Genomic DNA, 17758 nt, shown 5'->3' with positions numbered 1-17758 from the left:
GTCATTACGTAAAAAATCACGTAACGCCGGATTAAGGAGGAGTTAATCCTCCTTTAAACCCACCCTGAATGAGGTTTAAAAAGTGAGTGGAAAAGTTAATAAGTCAGCCGCTGGTAAGACCGGAACCACTTCGGAAAAGAAAGACGACAAAGCAACGAAGGATACTCCTGTCCCGGAGAAACCGGCACCGGTGGCACCAGTTATTACTGATGACAGTCAGACATCACAATCGGCGGTTGCAGCTTCAGATGTCGCATCTGACCCGGAACCTGTACCCGGTGACAATGGAATAACGGTTATCCCGGCCACAGTCAGTGTTATCACCATACCGGGTGAGAAAACGGGTGATGACCTGAGAAACCATATCTGGCAGGAGACGCTGGCACATGACCATTCAGAAGCTTTTCGCATTGCTGAAAATGTCGTGGTGCTGGAGGTTCGCGCCATTCCTGAAAACGGTTTTCACCGGGCTGGCCGATTCTGGCCGCACGATACGGTGCATGTTTTTGTCAGCGATAACCCGGATGAACAGATTCTGGAAGATGCCGGTGGGAAGCCGCTACAGGGTTGCGTGATCAGTACCGACACAGCTCTGCGTCTGAAGGCTGAAAAGATGCTGATTGTGACCGAACTGATGACCGTTTCAGGGGCTGAAGCCGACGTGGAGAGCAAATAATGGGCATCTACGTAACGCGTGAAGACCTGCTGGCAACTGATGGTGACCGCGTCTGGAACATGGCAATCAACAAAGAGACGCAGCAGCTCGACGAAGAAAAGATCCAGCGTGCGATTGATGACACCGATGCAGAAATTAATTCCTTTCTGGCAAAGCGTTATCAGTTGCCGCTGAACCTTCCGACCCTGCCGAGTCCATTGCGCCGGGCGGCGGTTTCCATCGCGTTCTACTGGCTGTCTGAACGGGACCATCAGATCACCGATGAAATCCAGAAGCGTTACGACGAAGCCCTCCGCACTCTGCGTGAAATCGCCAACGGCACCCGTGACCTCGGTGTGCCGTCTGACACCCCGGTCCCTGAGACCGACACCGGAAAGCTGATCATCGTCAGTGAAAACCGTCGTCTGTTCACCCGTAACAACCTGAAAGGGGTGCTGTGATGGGAATTACTGTCGAGGTCAGCGGTGATCAGAAGTTTCAGGACATTCGCCGTGCGATTGAGCGGCTGGCTGACCAGTCTCTGCAACAGGAGCTACTGGAGAGCATTGGCGCTGTAGTGGAGTCACAGACCCGCCGGCGCATCTCCAGCGAAAAGACCAGCCCTGCCGGCGAGAAATGGCAGGACTGGTCTGACAGCTACGCGAAAACCCGACACAGCAACCAGAGCCTGTTACAGGGCAACGGCGATCTGCTCGACAGTATCCAGTATGTGGTCAGCGGCTCTGTCGTTCGTGTGGGTACGCCGCTTGATTATGGCCGGACGCACAATGAGGGGTTTTCCGGCCCGGTGTCTGTGTCAGCCCATAAGCGACTCATCTCACAGGCATTTGGACGGGCGCTTAAACACGGGGTATGGCAAACCGTGGGGGCGCATAAACGTATGTTAAACATCCCGCAGCGTGAGTTCCTCGGCCTGTCCTCCGGGAACAGTCAGGAACTGCTGCACGTCATCGGGGATTTCTGGAATGAGGTTCTGCAATGAATGAGCGTCCGGCGTTCGTCACCCTGGGCAGTACGGTCAGTGCCGCCGAAAACATTGTTAACTGGCTGAAAGCTGAACTGGAGGGTGAAAAGCAACCAGACCGGGTTGAAAAGGTGGAACGTCACATCGGTCAGTTTAACACCCCGGATCAGGTCAAAAGCTATATGTCCGGGCGCGGCGGCAGTATCCGTATTGCGGCCTTACGGGTCAGGAATATCCAGAACCGTCGCGGCATGACCGGCCTTGTGACCTGGGCGGCCTACATCATGATGGCTGATTCCTGGGGATACCCGCGCGATGCCCGCTGTGAGGTTATTGCCGGACGCCTTGCCCGTCGTATCAGTTGTCGTGAAGCGGCTGCGGGCATGAAGGCTGAGCGTATGGCTGAGAACATCGCTGCTGAAAACCTCTGGGCGGGTGGCCTGGACAATCTCGGAATCACCATGTGGGCCGTTACATGGGAACAGGAATTCCGTCTTGATGATGAGATAGACCTGTCCACGCTGCCGGAATTCCTGCGACTGGGGGCAACCATTGTGGTGAACGGACAGCCTGTAAGCGATGAGCCGCAAATCATAAACGTAAGAGAAGGACAGACTGATGACAAAGAAAATGATTAAGCCATCACGGGCGGGTCTGCTCGTTCGTAAGGCTGATGGCAGTCACCTTGCCGCTGATGGCGAGACGCTGCCGGTCAATGCGTACTGGCTGCGCCGTGAAAAAGAAGGCGATGTGAAAATCACTGAGCCACCGAAGTCCCGCACACATAAAACCGATAAGGAGGCATGATGTCCATCGGTAATATTCCTGATGATATTCGTGTCCCGCTGGTCTGGATCGATATCGATAACTCTATGGCGATGAGTGCCGCGCCGGCACAGTCCCGAAAAATTCTGGTTGTGGGTCAGCAGCTCGCCAGCGCGACCGCTTTACCGTTGACGCTGAACCGCATTACTGGCGACAGCATGGCAGATGAACTCTATGGCCGTGGCTCTATGCTGGGTGAAATGGCAAAGATGGTCCGTAAGGCCAACCGCTACACCGAGATGTATGCGATGGGACTGGAGGATATTGACCAGGGTGCAGAGGCGAGTGCCACAGTCACGATGCTTGGCACCGCCACTCAGGCTGGTACGCTGGCACTGATGATCAATGGCGTATCTGTCCAGGTCGGGGTGAGCATCGGTGATGAAGCGGCAACCATTGCCGGCAATATCATCGCTGCAATTACCGCAAAGCCTGCCACTCAGGTTACTGCCACAGCAAAAGCTGAAGCTGCTGCAACGGTAGTGCTGACCGTGAAGTGGAAAGGCGTCACGGGAAATGACAGCGATGTGCGCCTGAACTATTACCCCGGAGAAAAAACACCTGCCGGCATCAGTGCAACACTGACCGCATTTTCGGGTGGTACAGGGACGCCGGATATTGAGACAGTTGTCGCGGCGCTGGGGGATGACTGGTACACGGATATTATTTTCCCGTACACCGACACGCAGAGCCTGAACACCATTCGTGACGAACTTGAAGAACGCTGGGGGCCGCTCAAGATGATGGAGGCGCTTCTGTGGTCTGCTTATCGTGGTACGCATGCCCAGAGCGGGACATTCGGGCATACCCGCAATGACTGGCTGATTTCCTGTATCGGCACCAACATCGCACCAGAACCGTCATGGCTATGGGCCGCCAGCTACGGCGCAACGGCGGCATACCAGTTGGCCCTTGACCCGGCCCGTCCTCTCCAGACGCTGATCCTGACCGGTATCAAGCCGCCCGCTCGCGGTATCCGCTGGGATATGCCAGAGCGTAACCTGCTGCTGCATGACGGTATAGCCACGCACTTTGTTGATGCCGGAGATAACGTCTGTATTGAGCGCGAAATCACCATGTATCGCGTAAACCGCTATGGCGATACGGACATTTCATACCTCGATGTGCAGTCGCCGGCAACGCTTGGCCGCATCCGTTATGTCATCAAGAACCGCTTCACCAGCCGTTATCCGCGCCACAAGCTGGCGGATGATGACGTACTTGATTTGCTTGATGCCGGTCAGCCAGTGATGACACCGAAAATTGCGACCGCTGAGCTGCTGGATATTGCGCTGACTGAGCTTATCCCCGCAGGTCTGGTGGAGGATTTCGAGGATTATAAAGACACGCTTGATGTCACCATCGACAGTAAAGATCCAAACCGTCTGAACTTTATCTGTCACCCGAATCTGGTGAATCAGTTGCGCGTTCTGGCCGGTCTCATCCAGTTCAAACTTTAAGGAGCCAGCATGGCAAATATTCTGGGTATGGCGGCGATTCGTGTTAATGGCCGTGAAATCAAAACTGAAGGGAAATCCGTGCTGAATCCGGGGGGCTATGCCCGCCAGCAACACATGGGCGGCGGTAAGGTCTGGGGGAATTCCCGCAAGATGGCGGCCCCTTCCATCAAGCTGACCATTGCTGCGGACCGCGACGTCGATGTGATTGAAATCAGTAACTGGGAGGACGTGACCGTCATGTTCTACGGTGACAACGGCCTCAATTACATGATGACCGGCGCGGCCACTGATAACCCGGCTGAACTGGACGAAGACGCGGGGACGGTCTCGGCTAACTTCATCGGCGTCAAATGTGTGAAGGTGTAAGACATGGCTGAAATGAACTTCCCTCTGGTACACGGTCTGCGTACCGGCAAAGGCACTACCGACGAAATGCTTCACAAGACTGTGACGCTTCGCGAGCTGACATCACGGGATATTATCGAATCACAACTGGCCTCCGAGCGCGTCGTGGTTGGGGATAATGGCAAGGCGGTTGCCTACTGCTCTGAGGTCATGATGGGGCTGGAGATGATGCGCCGGCAGATTAAGAATATTGGAGAAATCCCCGGCCCGCTGGACATGAATCAAATTTATGCCCTGCATCCGGAAGATTTGAAGTTGCTGACGGATAAAGGCAAGGCAATGGATGACATGCTGGAGGACACTGCCGAACGGGGGCGACATGGTGCCGATGGCAGCGGCGCTCAATCTACTGCTGATTAACCTCTCTCAGCGTTTCGATGTTAACCGGCTTGAGCAACTGCCCCTGCGGCAGTTGCTTATTCAGGTCAGGCAACTGAGGAAGCAATATGACAAACCGCCTAAGCACTGAAATTCTGATTAACCTTGCCGGGAACCTGACGGCTAAAGCCCGCCAGTACGGCGCTAACATGAGCGAGTTTGCCAGCCGTAACCAGAAAGCAATGTCTGTTGTTAAGGCCGCGTCTGAATCTGCCGGACGTGGTCTGGACATGCTCAGTAATCGCTATACAACGATGATTGCCGGCCTTGCCAGCGGCGCAGCGCTGAGAGAGTTTGCTAAAACAGATCGACAATTAACCGGCCTGGGTATTGCCGCCGGTAAAGCTCGTGATGAGATGCGCAATATCTTTGATGGTATTCAGGATACCGCCATCAAATTCCGGGTGGATGACTCGGAGGTGTTGGCCGCTCTGGAAAATGTCAACAAAACAACCGGGGATCTGGATTTCGGTATTCAGAATAAGGGCATGATAGCCGCCTCTATCGCTGCATCAGGCTCTCAGGGGGATTCGATTGGCGGACTGTTTTCTCAGTTCCCCAAATTTGGCCTTCAGACTGAAAAGCAGACGCTTGCAGCTATGGACACGTTAAACCTTCTGGGTAAAGAAGGTGCATTTGAGCTGAAAGATATTGCAGAAAAAGGCGTCAGAGCCTTCTCTATGTACTCCGCTGCTGGCGGGAGTGGCGTTAAGGGAGTCAAAGACGTAGGCGTTGTACTGGAATCAGCCATTGATGCCACAGGCAACCGTGATACAGCAGCCACGGCGACTGAAAACCTTATTCGTGATCTGCAGTTGCCGAAGGTTGTTAGCACCCTTCGTAAAAATGGTGTCAACATTTATGACAAAGATGGGAAGATGCGATCACTTCCAACACTTCTGGAAGAGATTGCTAAAAAGTCAGGCAGCAAAGGTGCTGAAAAGCAGAATAAAAGACTTCTGGAAGCCGGTTTTAACCAGGACAGTATTTTACTTATCAGCAGTGCCACCTCCGGTAAAGGAGCGGAAAACCTCAAGCGATACCAGTCAGTTGTCGGGGACGGCACAGGCATCATGAAAGATGCTGAATATGCGGCGAAAGATTTTACTTCGGCGCTGACCAGCCTGAATGTTACCTGGAAGAAGTTTTCTAACAGCAATCTTGCCGGCCCGGTACAGGAGCTGGCTGATGCTATCAATTCAGTTGATCAAAAGACGGTCCAGAACTGGCTGGAAGTCGGCAAGAAAATAGCCATTGCGACTGCCGGAGTCATTGCGGCACGTAAAGCTTTTAAAATCGGTAAAGGCGCATGGGATTTTCTCCAGCCAGAGAAAGGGGGCAAAGGCATCCCTAAAGGCGTCTCCGATGTTTTTGGCTCCGGGGTTATGCCTGTTTATGTCGTGAACATGGGCAAAGGTGGCATGGGTGGTCCGGGTGATTTAATCCCTGATGGAAAAGAACCTCGTAAGCCCAATGGTCCAGGACGTCTTGGTGTTCCGGGAGGTATGCTCGGAACATCACTAATGATGGCCACAATACCCTATCTTGATGATGCCCCTTCACTAACCAATGATGATAAAGCTGGCATGGTTCAGTGGGCAAGGGATCGTGCCAAACGCAAAGCAAATGAGAAACCGGTTATTGACCCGCGCCCGTGGGCACCAATGACACCGGCAACGCCGTTTATCCCAGCGTCTGAAGGTTCCCCGGCAGATGTGAGGCGTCCTGAAACAAATGACCATTCTTTGTTTGGTGTCATCGTTGATTTTCTGCGTGGCACCAACGCCGCAATTGAAAACAAAAACGCGTTTGATAAGCCTGTTCAGCCACCTGCATTACCCACAACCCTACAGAAGATGCAGGGCGAAATCCGCGTGATCCTTGAGGGTGGCGGTGGCCGTGTTAAAAGCGTCACCATGAACCAGCCGGGTATCAAACTTAGTGCATCTGCTGGCGTGTCCAGCGTGGAGCAAGGCTGATGGCTGCTACCCGATGGGAAGACCTGCGCGATGCTTCGTTCCGGGGTGTCTCCTTCTATCTGGTCGATAACGAAGGCACCAGTGGCCGTCGGGCAATTCCCCGCGCCTACCCCAAAAAAGAAGTGGGCTGGACCGAGGATAACGGTGCCGTTCTGACCCAACAGCAAATCAACGGCAAGCTGATTGGAAAGAACTACCAGAGCCAACTGGAGGCACTTCTCCGGGCACTGAACACACCGGGACCCGGTGAACTTATCCATCCGTGGTTCGGCATTCAGAAGGTTCAGATTGGCAAGGTGAATCACCGTCTGAGCACTGAGGAAGGCGGCATTGCCTACATCTCTTTTGAGGTATCTGAGGCGGGCGACCGCCTGTTTCCTGCGCCGGCAGAAAATACCAGCCTGACGGTACTCAGCGCGGCAGATAAGGTTAAAGCAGCCCTTGCGAACGGTGATGTCTTTGCCCTGCTTGATGGTCTTGGTGAGATGGCCGATACGTGGATGGACGACATGGAAAATCTGGTGGTGGGTGTGCTGACGCTGCCCTCCGCGATTACTGAATGGACTGACCGTCTCGGACGTTTTCGAGGGTTGATTGAGCTGGCCGTCGCGAAACCTGCCGGATTTATCAATGATGTTCTGAACCTTGTCAGCGGTGTCCGTGAGACCGTGACCGAACCTCTGTGGTCAATGCGGGTTTACGATCAACTCCGCAACCGGTGGCAGGGAGAACAGTTTTCCGGTTCATCTTCTTCACCGTGGACGTCGCCGGATTCGCCAACAAATACAAGTGATCGCGCGACGGCTGCTGCGCTTCACCAGTTACCCAAATACATGTCAGTCACTCCGGGTTCCGTTACTGATGGCACGTATGGCTTTGCCAGTAGTCTTCCGGACGTCGTTCCTGAACTGACGGATGCAATGCAGGCTAACATCACTGATTTTCGTCAGTTGATCGTCGTTGCCAGTCTTATCGGACAGGCAGAGACCATTGCCAGCACGGAGTTCAGAAGTAGTGAGGAAGCCATCAGTACGGGCGACACGCTGGCTGAGCAACTGAATGAACAGGCGGTGTACGCCGTGGAAAACGGTCAGCGGGATTTGTGGCATGCCCTGCGTGAGCTGCGCTTTGCCGTCGTCAATGACGTCCGGGTCAGAAGTGCTCAGTTACCACAGGTCCGGATAGTCACCCTGACCACGACATCCCCTGTATCCCTGATTGCATGGCGTGAGACCGGTAATACAGAGAACCGTGACGCCATTGCCACACGGAACCGACTGCGTGACCCGGCTTTCATTCTTCCAGGTAAACCTGTCGAGGTAACAGAGTAATGGAAATGGTTGTACTTGAGGTTGACGGCCAGCAGTGGGACGGATGGACCGAGATGTCCATCACTTCCTCACTGGAGGCTGTTGCCGGCGAATTTGATCTCACTGTCACCACGCAATGGTCCGAAGCATCACCGCGTGTCATTAAGCAGGGTATGCCCTGCATCGTCAGGCTGGGAAAGGATACGGTTCTGACAGGGTATATCGATGATTTTATTCCAAGCTATGACGCAGAGAACATGAGTATTCGCGTCATGGGCAGGGATAAAACCGGCGATCTTGTTGACAGCTCTGTGGTGCATAAGTCCGGCCAGTGGAAAGGTGTTCGACTGGAGCTACTGGCAACGGAAATCTGCAAACCCTATGGCATCAGTGTTATCAGTGAAACTGACACTGGTGAAACCTTCGGTAGCGTGGTGCTTGAACAGGGAGAGACCGCCTTCGATCTTCTTGACCGCCTGGCTAAACAACGCGGCGTTCTGCTTACTGCTGATGGCCTGGGTAATCTGATCATCACCCGTGCATCAACAAAGCGTGCCGGCGTTCCTCTGATTTTCGGGACCAATATTCTTGCCGCCCGTGGCCGGTTCAGTTGGCGCGAGCGAAACAGCCAGTACATCGTAAAAGGTACGTCCAGTGCCGGTGGAAGCACATGGGACGCTCAGCCCGCCAAAGTGACAGGTGGACGCCAGACCATTGTTGATGATGGTGATATCAACCGCTACCGCCCGAAGATCCTGGTCAATGAAGACAGCCTGACCGTCGGCGGCGCGAGTACACGTGGTGAATGGTACAAAGCCCGGATGATGGGTGAAGCCAACAGCACCGAGATCACGCTGGCTGGGTGGCGCGAAAATGGCGATGACAGCCCGTTATGGCAAAAAAACAGACTCGTCGATATTGATGACCCGATACAGAACCTGAAGGCCACGTGGCTGATTAAGAGCGTGACGTTCACTGAAGGTGATAACGGGCGTATCTGCGTTCTGACACTGGTTCCTCCTGAGTCGATGGATATGCCTGAAACCAGTGCGAAAAAAGCAGGCAAGAAAGGCAAGAGATCAAAGGCAAAAACGGAGGAAACATGGGACTAAATCCGGCAAATATCGGTCGCACACTTGAAGGTATTGGACGCCGGCTGCGGCTGCTCGTTGACAGGGCTGTCGTCCGCATCGTTACCGACAGTCTTGGTCGCCAGAATCTCCAGATCCAGTCTCTGGCGGATTCCACCAATGATGACGTTGAGCGTTTCCAGAACTACGGTCTGACGTCTGTGCCGCCAGTCGGTTCAGAAGCACTCATTCTGGCAGTGGGGGGACGCCGGGAAGGTCTGGTGGCAATCGCTGTTGAAGACAAGCGCTGTCGTCCAAAGGGCCTGGAAAATGGAGAGGTCAGGTTATATCACGGTGATGGTCAGTCTTATATCACCCTGAAAAAAGGTGGTCTTATCGACGTTAAAGGGAAATCGGTTAATTACGATGCCGGCGAATTGTTTGTGATAAATACAAAATTATTAAAAGTTAACGGCCCATCTGAATTTTCAAAGGATATTCAGGTCGCAGGTAAATCTGTTCTTAAGCATTTCCATATTGACGGAGATGGCGAAAAAACATCGGAGATGAAATGACTATTGGTATCAGCTGGAATAATCAACTCTCCAGAGGTGAACTGACAATTAACCATGATGGTTTATCGCGTGATGAAGGTATGGTCACACTGGTTCTTATTTGTCTTTTCACCGACGTCCGTGCTGATACTGATGACATTATCCCCGATAATTCATCTGACCCGCGAGGCTGGCCCGGTGACTCCTTCAGTGATTATCCGTGGGGGTCAAAACTCTGGCTACTGGACCGCGAAAAACTGACGGAAACAGTCAGAATGCGGGTGGAAGATTATGCGCTGCTCTCCATGCAGCCTCTTTTACGTTCCGGATATGCACGTAATGCAACGGTGACGGCCACGATAAGCGGCAGTGATCGGATTAATTTTATTGTCATTCTTACCCGCCCGGATAAAACAACGCTCCGGATTGAAATAAGTAAACGCTGGGAGTCCACCGCTAATGCCTTATAACGTTCCCGCACTGCGCAAACTTATTACTGACGGCGAAAAAGATATTGCCTTTGAACTGGGGCTGCAAAAACTTCCACCAGTAGGTGTTGAGAAGGCACTTAATACCTCATTCAGTAATCAGGTGCGTGATTTATACGACCACCAGAGCTGGATCAAAGACCAGATTATTCCGTCCGTTAAATCTGATGATGAAACCATTATCGAAACTGCGGCCAGTGAAGGCGTCATCAGAAAACAGGCCACATTTGCTACGGGGCCGGCTGTATTTAAAGGGACCACGCCACTACCGGAGGATGCGGAAATGCAGACTGCTGCCGGTGTTGTTTATGCCGTGACAGCTTCCGGCGTTCCTGTGGATGGTGTGATGACAGTAACCATTCAGGCCAGCGATGCCGGCGCGTCAGGAAACCTTCCGGAAGGTGAAAGCCTGACCCTGCTGTCCCCCGTTCCCGGTGTGGAAAGCATTGGTTTAACGGGTACGGGGGGCATCACCGGTGGTGCGGACATTGAGCCAGTTCCTGAATTACTTGACCGGCTTTTGTTCCGTAAACGAAATCCCCCCGTTGGTGGGGCTGTACATGACTATGTCATCTGGGCGCGAGAAATGGCTGGCGTAAGTCGGGCGTGGGCATTCGATGCCTGGCATGGCCCCAGCACAATCGGACTGGCATGGGTTTATGACGATCGTTCAGTGATTACTCCCGGATATCAGGACCGGAAAAATATGGAAGATTACCTTTTCCGTCATACCGACCCGGCGACTGGCGTATGGGTTGGTAAACCTGGAGGAATAGAAGTCTGGCCCGTTGAACTGGTGCTCCGTCCCGTCAATATGGTTATCGACATAACACCGGATACGTCTGCCACGCGTAAAGCTGTCCAGTCCCGCCTGCTGACGCTTCAGAAGACGCTGCTACCTGGGCAGACGTTACCCATTTCAGCAATCAGGACTGCTATCGGCACAGCATCTGGCGTGACCGATTACACACTGAATCTGACTGCTGACATTCCCTGCGATCAGAATGAACTTATCACTATTGGGGAACTGACATGGCCCACAGCGTAGATGAGTGGCTGGGTGCTTTATGGCAGATCATGCCACGTGGCAAAGCGTGGTCACGCGATGAGGATGGTGATTTAAACCTTTTTTTACGGGCGTTAGCCAGGCGTTTAAGTCAGACGGAATTTGATGCAGAAAACCTGCTGCCGGAGATGCGGCCAGAAACAACATTTATGCTGCTGGAAGAATGGGAGGAATACCTTGAACTGCCGGAGTGTGGGCAGTTAAGCGGTACTGTAGAAGATCGACGTCGTGCTGTCGTGGAGAAGTATCACCGCAAAGGTGGCCTTTCCCCGTGGCAGATTGAAGCTGTGGCTGCCGCGCTTGGATTTACTATCCGGGTTACTGTCATTCTGCCTCACCATTGCATGCGTAGCTGCATGTATCCCCTTTATCCAGCCCGTTATCGCTGGACGTTACAGATTGATGTGATCGGTATAAGCGGCGGACGTTTTACCTGTATCGATAACGTCATGACACCGCTTCTGAGTGAACGGGCAAGAGAACTGGAGTGTGTGTTGACAAAATACCGTCTCGGCGGCACAGCATACGAATATTTTTATTCTTCAGGAGATAACTGATGTATCACGTAGATAATTCGACCGGTGTTCCGGTTATGCCACTACCGTCTCCTATCACCAGTGAGACAGAGCTTTTCTTTACTGAAGGTGGTAATGGAGTTCCTCCGACATATCCCGGCCCGGACTGGTTTAATGCCATTCAAAGTGAGCTGCTTAATATTATCAGGGCCGCTGGGCTTGATCCGGACAAAATGGACAACACGCAGATTCTCGCCGCTCTCAAGAAACTGTTTCTGAGTCGCTCCAATCCATTTGGCGACATTAAAACAGATGGTGCGGCGGCAATAGCTACGGCTCTATCAAACCTTGGTCTGCGGGAAAGCGTTTCTGAATCTGGTTCTTTCCAGTTAGGAGATTTCCAGGTTGTATGGGGGCGAGGTTCAACGGGCAGCAACGGAACAGGCAGTGTTCAGTTTCCACGCGCTTTTGTTGGCATACCATATCTGGTTGCGCCGTCGGATATTTCTTCAGGTCCTGAAGGGGTGAACGCTGTCGGGTGGGATTTATCAAATAGCACGGCAGCAGGAGCCAGAATTCTTTCTGCTGACTCTAAATCTTCGGGGATCGCTACCACATTTTCTTATATCGCAATTGGTAAGGGGGTTGTATGAAGTATTGCGCGTTGAATAACGGATTTTATGGCGACAACACTCCCGATGACAAAATCCCGGGGAGTTTTGTGCATATCAGCGACGACGAAGGCCAGCGAATTTTAGACAGCCAAATTAATGGTCGGATTCAGCCCGATGATAATGGTTTTCCTGTTCTGGTTCCGTACCCTGAATTAACTAAAGATGAGCAGCAGGAACGTGCAGAGCAGAAACGACGGTCGCTGAAATCAGTCGCTGATACAGAAATTGAGTGGCGACAGTACGCTGTTGAAAGAGGCAAAGCGACGGAAGAAGAAGCCGCCGCTTTGATTGCATGGCAGGATTACAGGCTCGATTTGATGCGGGTTGATACCGCAAAACCCGTCTGGCCTACGCCTCCGGGGGACCAGGCCAGTTAGTAGCATGTTTCTTATACCGCTGGGGCTGGCAGTATCTGCTGCATAACCTCAGGTTGCGCGTTATAAAACTCAATATAACGCGCATCATTCTTATCAATCTGTGTGGAAGTTTCTTGCTCGCATGAGAACAATGCCACAACCGACTTTCCATCTGGTGTTAATTCAGCGTAAATCATATCGTGTATCCACTTATAAATAATGATGCAGAAAAACCCGTGATTGATGTGCCGTTTGGGTTCACGTCATAAAAAATTGATTGTGGGGTTGATAGCAATAATTCTGCAAACTGACCATAAACCCCTATGCCATAATTCCCAACATAACCACCGATTGATACGTACCCGACACCGCTATTTGTGGATGCAACATCAATAATTAAACCGCCAGATTGCGCACCACCGCCTGCTGTTGCATAGATGGAGCCATAGCCACTCACTTTCCTTGCGTTTTTAGGAACAATTGCGGCAATAGATAACTCAGTTAGCGTATTTATTGTTGCGGTTGTTGTTATTGCTGTCTGACGGTCAACATTAATAACCCGCCCATGCTGCGTTCCAGCTTTGAATTTTGACTCTGAAATACCCCAAACACTCACCAGTGCACTGGCGGTATACCCAGGTGGTAACGATGAGCCACTATAAATTTCTGGTGCATCAACAGAGGTAGCATTTACTGCCAGCAATGACGACATATCAGTAGTCGGGTTATAAATCGCATACAGCGCAACGAATCCAGTGGCCGGGACAACCCCCTTATCCATCCCGCCTGCACCGGTAGTCGCCAGGTTGATTGCCTTGCTGAAAGAAGTTACCCGGTACTGACGCCCTCCACTATCTTCAACAATCAATTCATCGGCTGAAAATGTCGCAGTAGCACTCGCTGCTGCCACTGACATTCTGGCATTTCGAGACTGCCCAACAACGCCAGAAAATGATTCTCTCAATTGAACCTTTAAGAAAATGCATATCTACCCATTGGGTGGCATGATCTCGTCCTTTTTCAGGGTGAAAAATGATGCTGATCGGCTACGTTAGGGTGTCAACAATTGACCAAAACCTCGAATTACAACTTGAAGCGCTTAACAGGCTAGATTGTGACCAGATATTTGAGGATAAAATATCCGGTGCGAAATCGAAAAGGCCCGGCTTGGACAAGATGATGAAGAAGTTACGCCCAGGCGACACCGTCGTTGTCTGGAAGTTAGATAGGTTAGGTCGTTCTCTAATCCATCTTGTGGATTTGCTACGTTATTTCCGCGAAAACAACATTGAGTTTTTATCCGTTACCGAGGGGATAAGAATTAGCACCTCAATTGGGCGCTTTGCGTACACGATGTTGAGTGCTGCTGCTGAGATGGAGAGAGAAAACATTATTGAGAGAACTCGTGCTGGATTGGCCGTAGCAAGGGCAAAAGGGAGAATTGGTGGCCGTAGGCCAAAACTAACGGATGAGCAGTGGGCGCAGGCTGGAAGACTGATAGCTGCTGGCGAAACTCGTCAGAGGGTGGCCCTAATTTATGACGTCGGAATCTCAACCCTGTATAAACGATTCCCTGCATCTGACATATAAATCACGATCACAAACGCGATCCAATGTTAGTTGTCAATGTGTCGCGTTTTGATTGGCGCGCGGCAACGCTGATTGCCGATAGCTATGCCCAGATGAGCTGGCCTGGCGTGGTATTCCGGCCGTTAGAAGAACGTATTCCGGCGGATTTGTATATTGTCTATGAACAGCAGCAGGCCACGCCAGCGCTGGAAAAACTGGTGGCGGCTTTGACGGTATGATGTCTGTGCCGGATGACTCGCTTCGCTCGCCCTTCGGGCCGTCGCCGTAAACGGCTCCGTTGTTTCGCTGCGCTCAACACCGAACCTGCGGCAGATTCGAATCTTATAAATCGCAGATAGCAAAAAAGCGCCTTTAGGGCGCTTTTTTGCATTGGTGGGTCGTGCAGGATTCGAACCTGCGACCAATTGATTAAAAGTCAACTGCTCTACCAACTGAGCTAACGACCCGAAGTGGTGGGTGATGACGGGATCGAACCGCCGACCCCCTCCTTGTAAGGGAGGTGCTCTCCCAGCTGAGCTAATCACCCACTTCGGTACTTCACATTTTAACAAGAAATCCAGCTGGCGAGAAAGTGGTGGGTGATGACGGGATCGAACCGCCGACCCCCTCCTTGTAAGGGAGGTGCTCTCCCAGCTGAGCTAATCACCCACTTCTCAATTTCTTGTTCTACACGGCGGAGACTACATAAAGTAGTTGGTGGGTGATGACGGGTTCGAACCGCCGACCCCCTCCTTGTAAGGGAGGTGCTCTCCCAGCTGAGCTAATCACCCCCGCTGTGTGGAGTCGCATTATAGGGAGAGTTGAAAATGAGTCAACGCATTTTCTAAAGAATTTGTTCGTTCGTCGTAAATTTAAACAAAACGATCGCAAATCAATCCATGCAGCATGATTTGTATACGAAAATGGCAAAGCGTGATGTTCCAACCCGATGAACATTGAGGAATCAGACCACAGTGATAGAATACCAGCCTGATAATCTTCCCTGGATTTGCCGGTTGTCGGCATCTTTATAAACGTAAGGCCATTTCATGAAAATCAAAACTCGCTTCGCGCCAAGCCCGACAGGTTACCTGCACGTCGGCGGTGCGCGTACTGCTCTTTATTCCTGGCTTTTTGCACGTAACCATGGCGGTGAGTTTGTGCTGCGTATTGAAGACACCGATCTCGAACGCTCCACGCCGGAAGCTATTGAAGCCATTATGGATGGCATGAACTGGCTGAATCTGGAGTGGGATGAAGGCCCGTATTTCCAGACTAAACGTTTTGACCGTTACAATGCTGTCATCGATGAGATGCTGGAAGCGGGGACGGCATATAAATGCTACTGCTCCAAAGAGCGTCTGGAACAGCTGCGTGAAGAACAGATGGCAAAAGGTGAAAAACCACGTTACGACGGTCGCTGCCGTCACGGTCACGAACATCACGCTGCTGATGAACCTTGCGTGGTGCGTTTTGCTAACCCGCAGGACGGGTCCGTTATTTTTGATGATCAGATCCGTGGGCCGATCGAATTCAGCAACCAGGAGCTGGACGACCTGATTATCCGCCGTACAGATGGTTCCCCGACCTATAACTTCTGCGTCGTTGTTGATGACTGGGATATGGAAATCACCCACGTCATTCGTGGTGAAGACCATATCAACAACACCCCGCGTCAGATCAACATCCTGAAAGCGCTGAACGCGCCGGTGCCGGTTTACGCGCATGTGTCGATGATCAACGGCGACGACGGCAAAAAACTCTCTAAACGTCACGGTGCGGTCAGCGTGATGCAGTATCGTGACGACGGCTACCTGCCGGAAGCGTTGCTGAACTATCTGGTACGTCTGGGCTGGTCCAGCGGCGATCAGGAGATCTTCACCCGTGAAGAAATGATCAAGCTGTTCTCTCTTGGGGCGGTGAGCAAGTCTGCGAGCGCATTTAACACTGAAAAACTGCAGTGGCTGAACCACCACTACATTAATGCACTGGCGCCAGAATATGTGGCGACGCATCTGCAGTGGCACATTGAGCAGGAAAATATCGATACGCGCGTCGGCCCGCAGTTGTCTGAGCTGGTAAAACTGCTGGGTGAACGCTGCAAGACGCTGAAAGAGATGGCGCAGAGCTGCCGCTATTTCTATGAAGACTTTGCTGAGTTCGATGCCGATGCGGCGAAGAAACACCTGCGTCCGGTTGCGCGTCAGCCACTGGAAGTGGTTCGCGACAAACTGGCTGCTATCAGTGAATGGACCGTGGAAAACGTGCACCACGCGATTCAGGCAACCGCTGATGAGCTGGAAGTGGGCATGGGTAAAGTCGGGATGCCGCTGCGCGTAGCCGTAACCGGTGCGGGTCAGTCTCCGGCGTTAGACGTTACGGTGCATGCGATTGGTAAATCTCGCAGCATTGAACGTATTAACAAGGCGCTCGCGTTTATTGCTGAGCGTGAAAGTCAGCAGTAAGGCAGAGTGATCGATAAAAAAACGGCAGGAGTGCATCCTGCCGTTTTTTTTGCCTGTTATTCAGACTCATCAATGCCCAGACGGGTCAGGAAAGTGCGAATACCTTCGCGCGAAATATACATCGCCAGCTTTTCCTGTTCCGTTGGCGACATGTTATCCAGTGCGCTGATTATCTGACGGCAGGCGTGACTGCGAACCACGTGTGTATACTCGGCAAGCGGTTCTTCTGCCTGATAAAATTCCGGTGCCTTGCGAAAAGCTGGAATATTGAGAAGAAACTCTCGGACGCCGGCATCAATATGAATAAGCCTCGCGCGACCACCTTTAACACCGGGAAACTTTTCGGTTGTCCAGTTTTGCTCTCTGATCCAACGATTGACGGTTTGTTTGGCGACACCGAGACATTCAGCCAGCTCTTCGGTGGTCATTTTACTGCGTAATTTTTTCATATTATTTGTTGTCGCGAATCCCTAAGCGTTGTAATAAACCCGTAATGCCTTCACGCAGGATCAGCGACGTAAACATTTTCTGTTCTGATGGCGTCATTTCTTTGGCGAGTCTTATCAGTAGAGCTTCGATGGAGGTGTCACCGGATAAAGATAAATTATCTGATAAGCCTTCCGCTGAACGCTCAGCGCTGCGAATGTATTCACGAACTTGTTCGGTAACATGAACCAGACGGGCTTTACCGCCCTGAACACCGGGTTTGGGTGAGGTAGCCCAACCTTCCTTGCGCACCCATTTATTGATGGTCTGTCGGCTGTATCCGGTCAGATTAGCAAGTTCTTCTGGCGTCATCCGTTCCTTGAACATAACGATTCCCTGAATGGTCGTGGGGTTAATTAGTGGCTCATTTTATAGCACCATTTTAGTAGAAACCGTGACGCGTTTAACTACTGAATGCGAGTTGTTGCGCAATGTTCTCCATTTGCCTGCTTTTTCAGCGATTGAATTCTATGAGTTAATTTTGCCGTTGACACACGCGAAGGGAATTCATATGATGC

The 17758-nt window shown here is 51.9% G+C and carries 23 protein-coding genes, 4 tRNA genes and 1 pseudogene; 20 read left to right on the top strand and 8 right to left on the bottom strand.

Annotated features, from left to right (window positions below):
• Positions 1 to 82 precede the first annotated feature (82 nt).
• The 17 genes from AL515_RS17240 to AL515_RS17160 all read left to right on the top strand — a co-directional run bounded on the left by AL515_RS17240 (position 83) and on the right by AL515_RS17160 (position 12741).
• Entirely contained in the window at positions 83 to 676 is a 594-nt protein-coding gene (locus tag AL515_RS17240) for a hypothetical protein (protein WP_061068268.1), read from the top strand.
• A complete protein-coding gene (locus AL515_RS17235) occupies positions 676 to 1116 on the top strand; it encodes a gp436 family protein (protein ID WP_058587163.1) in 441 nt (146 codons plus the stop codon). Before AL515_RS17240 ends, AL515_RS17235 begins: the two co-directional genes overlap by 1 nt.
• Positions 1116 to 1658, top strand: coding sequence for a phage virion morphogenesis protein (locus tag AL515_RS17230; protein ID WP_061068267.1), 543 nt, complete (start codon positions 1116 to 1118; stop codon positions 1656 to 1658). Before AL515_RS17235 ends, AL515_RS17230 begins: the two co-directional genes overlap by 1 nt.
• Positions 1655 to 2278 (top strand): hypothetical protein, encoded by a 624-nt coding sequence (locus AL515_RS17225; RefSeq protein ID WP_061068266.1) that lies wholly within the window; start codon positions 1655 to 1657, stop codon positions 2276 to 2278. Before AL515_RS17230 ends, AL515_RS17225 begins: the two co-directional genes overlap by 4 nt.
• On the top strand, positions 2259 to 2447 hold the full coding sequence (locus AL515_RS17220; protein ID WP_061068265.1) for a DUF2635 domain-containing protein: 189 nt from the start codon (positions 2259 to 2261) through the stop codon (positions 2445 to 2447). Before AL515_RS17225 ends, AL515_RS17220 begins: the two co-directional genes overlap by 20 nt.
• On the top strand, positions 2447 to 3925 hold the full coding sequence (locus AL515_RS17215; protein ID WP_105242185.1) for a phage tail sheath subtilisin-like domain-containing protein: 1479 nt from the start codon (positions 2447 to 2449) through the stop codon (positions 3923 to 3925). Before AL515_RS17220 ends, AL515_RS17215 begins: the two co-directional genes overlap by 1 nt.
• Before the next feature lie 9 nt (positions 3926 to 3934).
• A complete protein-coding gene (locus AL515_RS17210; protein ID WP_058587158.1) occupies positions 3935 to 4291 on the top strand; it encodes a phage tail tube protein in 357 nt (118 codons plus the stop codon).
• Between the two features lie 3 nt (positions 4292 to 4294).
• Positions 4295 to 4690 (top strand): phage tail assembly protein, encoded by a 396-nt coding sequence (locus AL515_RS17205; protein WP_061068264.1) that lies wholly within the window; start codon positions 4295 to 4297, stop codon positions 4688 to 4690.
• An 86-nt stretch (positions 4691 to 4776) separates the two neighbouring features.
• A complete protein-coding gene (locus AL515_RS17200; RefSeq protein ID WP_061068263.1) occupies positions 4777 to 6687 on the top strand; it encodes a phage tail tape measure protein in 1911 nt (636 codons plus the stop codon).
• Positions 6687 to 8018 carry a DNA circularization protein gene (locus AL515_RS17195; protein ID WP_061068262.1) on the top strand — a complete coding sequence of 444 codons (1332 nt, stop codon included), beginning with the start codon at positions 6687 to 6689 and terminating at the stop codon, positions 8016 to 8018. The genes AL515_RS17200 and AL515_RS17195 overlap by 1 nt, the downstream gene beginning before the upstream one ends.
• On the top strand, positions 8018 to 9109 hold the full coding sequence (locus AL515_RS17190) for a phage baseplate assembly protein (protein WP_061068261.1): 1092 nt from the start codon (positions 8018 to 8020) through the stop codon (positions 9107 to 9109). The genes AL515_RS17195 and AL515_RS17190 overlap by 1 nt, the downstream gene beginning before the upstream one ends.
• A complete protein-coding gene (locus tag AL515_RS17185) occupies positions 9100 to 9642 on the top strand; it encodes a phage baseplate assembly protein V (protein WP_061068260.1) in 543 nt (180 codons plus the stop codon). Before AL515_RS17190 ends, AL515_RS17185 begins: the two co-directional genes overlap by 10 nt.
• Positions 9639 to 10091 carry a phage GP46 family protein gene (locus tag AL515_RS17180; protein WP_061068259.1) on the top strand — a complete coding sequence of 151 codons (453 nt, stop codon included), beginning with the start codon at positions 9639 to 9641 and terminating at the stop codon, positions 10089 to 10091. The genes AL515_RS17185 and AL515_RS17180 overlap by 4 nt, the downstream gene beginning before the upstream one ends.
• Positions 10081 to 11157, top strand: coding sequence for a baseplate J/gp47 family protein (locus tag AL515_RS17175; protein WP_061068258.1), 1077 nt, complete (start codon positions 10081 to 10083; stop codon positions 11155 to 11157). The genes AL515_RS17180 and AL515_RS17175 overlap by 11 nt, the downstream gene beginning before the upstream one ends.
• Positions 11142 to 11732: a putative phage tail protein gene (locus tag AL515_RS17170; RefSeq protein ID WP_061068257.1), complete on the top strand. Its 591-nt coding sequence runs from the start codon at positions 11142 to 11144 to the stop codon at positions 11730 to 11732. The genes AL515_RS17175 and AL515_RS17170 overlap by 16 nt, the downstream gene beginning before the upstream one ends.
• Positions 11732 to 12343, top strand: coding sequence for a gp53-like domain-containing protein (locus tag AL515_RS23855; protein ID WP_225807915.1), 612 nt, complete (start codon positions 11732 to 11734; stop codon positions 12341 to 12343). The genes AL515_RS17170 and AL515_RS23855 overlap by 1 nt, the downstream gene beginning before the upstream one ends.
• Positions 12340 to 12741: a tail fiber assembly protein gene (locus tag AL515_RS17160; protein ID WP_082759587.1), complete on the top strand. Its 402-nt coding sequence runs from the start codon at positions 12340 to 12342 to the stop codon at positions 12739 to 12741. The genes AL515_RS23855 and AL515_RS17160 overlap by 4 nt, the downstream gene beginning before the upstream one ends.
• An 11-nt stretch (positions 12742 to 12752) precedes the next feature.
• Here the strand turns inward: AL515_RS17160 and AL515_RS23655 are convergent, their stop codons facing one another.
• Both AL515_RS23655 and AL515_RS17155 read right to left on the bottom strand, forming a co-directional pair.
• Positions 12753 to 12917 carry a hypothetical protein gene (locus AL515_RS23655; protein WP_192575268.1) on the bottom strand — a complete coding sequence of 55 codons (165 nt, stop codon included), beginning with the start codon at positions 12915 to 12917 and terminating at the stop codon, positions 12753 to 12755.
• The gene (locus AL515_RS17155) at positions 12914 to 13636 is read right to left on the bottom strand and encodes a hypothetical protein (RefSeq protein WP_061068256.1); all 723 of its coding nucleotides are present in this window, start codon (positions 13634 to 13636) and stop codon (positions 12914 to 12916) included. Before AL515_RS17155 ends, AL515_RS23655 begins: the two co-directional genes overlap by 4 nt.
• Positions 13637 to 13755: 119 nt before the next feature.
• Here AL515_RS17155 and AL515_RS17150 point away from each other — a divergent pair, with 119 nt between their 5' ends.
• Positions 13756 to 14310: a recombinase family protein gene (locus AL515_RS17150; protein WP_061068845.1), complete on the top strand. Its 555-nt coding sequence runs from the start codon at positions 13756 to 13758 to the stop codon at positions 14308 to 14310.
• A 65-nt stretch (positions 14311 to 14375) separates the two neighbouring features.
• Positions 14376 to 14528 (top strand): annotated as a pseudogene (locus AL515_RS17145) (transcriptional regulator XapR); the annotation flags it as partial.
• Between the two features lie 152 nt (positions 14529 to 14680).
• Here AL515_RS17145 and AL515_RS17140 read toward each other — a convergent pair.
• The 4 genes from AL515_RS17140 to AL515_RS17125 form a co-directional block, all read right to left on the bottom strand.
• Positions 14681 to 14756: transfer RNA gene (locus tag AL515_RS17140), tRNA-Lys, on the bottom strand.
• Positions 14757 to 14760: 4 nt separating this feature from the next.
• Positions 14761 to 14836 (bottom strand) — tRNA-Val (locus AL515_RS17135).
• Between the two features lie 46 nt (positions 14837 to 14882).
• A tRNA-Val gene (locus tag AL515_RS17130) sits at positions 14883 to 14958 on the bottom strand.
• 46 nt (positions 14959 to 15004) lie between these two features.
• Positions 15005 to 15080: transfer RNA gene (locus tag AL515_RS17125), tRNA-Val, on the bottom strand.
• A 258-nt stretch (positions 15081 to 15338) separates the two neighbouring features.
• On the opposite strand from AL515_RS17125, the gene gltX reads away from it, so the two are divergent.
• On the top strand, positions 15339 to 16754 hold the full coding sequence (gene gltX / locus AL515_RS17120; protein WP_061068254.1) for a glutamate--tRNA ligase: 1416 nt from the start codon (positions 15339 to 15341) through the stop codon (positions 16752 to 16754).
• Positions 16755 to 16810: 56 nt separating this feature from the next.
• Here the strand turns inward: gltX and AL515_RS17115 are convergent, their stop codons facing one another.
• Complete coding sequence (locus tag AL515_RS17115) at positions 16811 to 17203, bottom strand: MerR family transcriptional regulator (protein WP_061068253.1); 393 nt, start codon at positions 17201 to 17203, stop codon at positions 16811 to 16813.
• Position 17204: 1 nt separating this feature from the next.
• Positions 17205 to 17567: a YfeC-like transcriptional regulator gene (locus tag AL515_RS17110; protein ID WP_003028277.1), complete on the bottom strand. Its 363-nt coding sequence runs from the start codon at positions 17565 to 17567 to the stop codon at positions 17205 to 17207.
• Positions 17568 to 17758: the final 191 nt, after the last annotated feature.

The sequence above is a fragment of the Citrobacter sp. FDAARGOS_156 genome (assembly GCF_001559235.2).
In the GTDB taxonomy this organism is placed as follows: Bacteria; Pseudomonadota; Gammaproteobacteria; order Enterobacterales; family Enterobacteriaceae; genus Citrobacter; species Citrobacter youngae.
The sequence above is the reverse complement of the archived record's forward strand: the minus strand, read 5'-3'. Positions and strand labels throughout refer to the sequence as shown.